The sequence below is a fragment of the Frigoribacterium sp. CFBP 13605 genome, from assembly GCF_014839405.1.
In the GTDB taxonomy this organism is placed as follows: domain Bacteria; phylum Actinomycetota; class Actinomycetes; order Actinomycetales; family Microbacteriaceae; genus Frigoribacterium.
Genome location: NZ_JACYNS010000180.1, coordinates 1 through 2,449, shown reverse-complemented (window position 1 = coordinate 2,449; position 2,449 = coordinate 1). Strand labels below are relative to the sequence as shown.

The following is a 2,449-nucleotide window of genomic DNA, read 5'->3' as shown; positions in this document are numbered from 1 at the left end:
CTGCTGCTCGCGCTCATCGCCCCGCGCCTGGCCGCCCCACGCCTCGTCGCCCCGCGCCTGGCCGCCCCCGTCGCGGCCGGGGCCGCCACCGCGGCGTCGGTCGGCATAGAACTGCTCCAGCTGACCGGACTGCCCGCCGCCGCCGACGCGTTCCCGCCCGTCGCGTGGGTGCTCGGCTCCACCTTCGTGGCGACCGACCTGCTCGGGTACCTGGCGGGAGGCGTCGCGGGGCTGGTGCTGCTCGGGGTGCTGCGCCGCGCCTCCTGACGTCCCGACCCCGGGAGGCGCGGGTCGAGTGGGCAGAAAACGTCCTTCGTCGAGGCGGGAAGGACATCTTCTGCCCACTCGACCGGCCAGGGCGTCGGGCCCCAGGGCGCCAGCGCGCCGGGGCGTCAGCTCGCGGAGGCCCGCCCGCGCCAGAGCAGCCAGACGAAGTACGGCGTGCCGATCACGGCGGTCAGCAGGCCGGCGCCGAGCTGCGCCGGGGCGATCAGCGTGCGGCCGAGCACGTCGGCGGCGCAGACCAGCACCGCGCCGAGCAGCACGGCCACGGGCAGCACCCGCGCGTGCCGCCGTCCGACCAGCGACCGGGCGGCGTGCGGGGCGACGAGTCCGACGAATCCGACCACGCCCACGGCTGCCACGGCCGTCGCCGTGAGCAGCACGGCGAGCGACAGGAAGACCAGGCGCGACCGCGAGAGCGAGACCCCGAGGAGGCGCGGGGTGTCGTCGTCCACCCCGAGCAGGTCGAGGCGACGGCGCAGCAGCACGACCACGACGAGCGCGGCCACGAGCACCAGCGACACCGGCAGCGCATCGTCCAGCGTGCGGCCGTAGGTCGAACCCGACAGCCAGGTCAGCGCCTTCGCGCCGTTGAACGGGTCGGTCAGGACGATCAGCAGGCTGATCGCGGCCGCCGTCGCCGTCGAGACGCCGATGCCGATCAGCACGAGCCGGTTCTGCGGGAAGCCACCGCGGGAGGCGAGGCCGAACACGACGACGGCCGCCACGACGGCTCCGGCGAACGCCGCGCCGGCGATGCCCCAGCCGGTCGCGAGCGGGACGGTGGTGACGAGCAACACGGCCCCGAGGCCGGCTCCGCCCGTCACGCCGAGGATGCCCGGCTCGGCGAGCGGGTTGCGCGTGACGGCCTGCACGAGCGTGCCGGCGAGCGCCAGCGCCGCCCCCGCGGCGAGGGCGGCCACGACCCGGGGGACGCGGGTGTCGAGCACGTAGGTGACGACGCGGCCGGACCGACCGGCCACCCAGTTGGCGACGTCGCCGAGCAGCAGCTTGGCGTCGCCGAGCAGCACCGAGCCGAGGACGACGGCGACGAGGGCGGCGAGCACGACCACGACGACGACCACGAACCGCAGGCGGGAGACCACGGGGTGCCGGTCGGTCGGGGTGACGCCACCGTGGTCGCGGGCACGGAAGGCCAGCACGACGAGGACGACCGCCCCGAGCAGCGAGGTCACGACGCCGGTCGGCACCTGGACCGACGTCTCGGCACCGACCAGGGCGCGCAGCAGCACGTCGGCGCCGAGCACGAGGGCGGCGCCCGCCAGGGCCGCGAGGGGCAGGAAGACGAGGAAGCGGCGGACGGAGGGCACGGCCCGACGCAGCAGGCGGACGAGGGCGGGGGCGCAGAGGCCGACGAAGCCGATCGGCCCCGCGAGGGTGACGGCGGCGGCCGAGAGCAGCACGGCGGCGAGGACGGTGACCACGCGGGTCGTGCGGACGTCGACGCCGACGCTGCGGGCGGCGTCGTCCCCGAGCGCGAGGGCGTCCACGCGGACGTTCATCGCGACGAGCACGAGGAGCCCCACGACGATCACCGGGGCGAGCTGGACGACGCCGTCGAAGCCGTTCTGCGAGATGCTGCCCTGGCCCCAGGCGTAGAGCCCGGCGGTCTGCTGCGGGAAGAGCAGCAGCAGGGCGCTCGTCACCGAGGCGAGGCCGAGGGCGAGGGCGCTGCCGGCGAGCACGAGCCGCACGGTGCCGGCGCCCAGCCCGGACACCGCGAGCACGAGCCCCGCGGCGAGCAGCCCGCCGACGAACGCGACGCCGGACGAGGCGAGCAGGGGCAGGCTGAGCCCCGTGACGGCCGCGACCGCGAGCGCCGCGTAGGCGCCGGCGTTGACGGCGAGGGTGTCGGGCGAGGCGAGCACGTTGCGGCTCATCTGTTGCAGGGCCGCACCGGCGGCTCCGAGGGCGACGCCGACCAGCAGGCCGGCGACCATCCGGGGGAGGCGCGAGGCCACGACCACGGACGCGTCGCCTGCCGTCGCGGTGCCGGTCAGCGCCTGCCAGACCTGCCGGGCGCCGACGTCGGCGGTGCCCTGCGTGACGTCCACGAGGGCGAGCACCACGACGACGGCGACCAGCGCGACCGTCACGCCCACCGACCCGAGCGTGACCCGGCGGGGGGCGGCGAGCCGCGCCTCCT

At 76.6% G+C, this 2,449-nt stretch carries 2 protein-coding genes; one reads left to right on the top strand and one right to left on the bottom strand.

Features of this window, described 5'->3' with window-relative positions; genetic code table 11:
• A partial coding sequence (locus IFT36_RS15770) for a DUF2809 domain-containing protein (protein ID WP_200413630.1) occupies positions 1 to 267 on the top strand: 267 nt, incomplete at its 5' end.
• 125 nt (positions 268 to 392) lie between these two features.
• On the opposite strand, the gene IFT36_RS15765 is transcribed toward IFT36_RS15770, so the two are convergent.
• Positions 393 to 2,449: iron ABC transporter permease (locus IFT36_RS15765; protein ID WP_463671337.1), on the bottom strand; the 2,057-nt coding region annotated here is incomplete at its 5' end.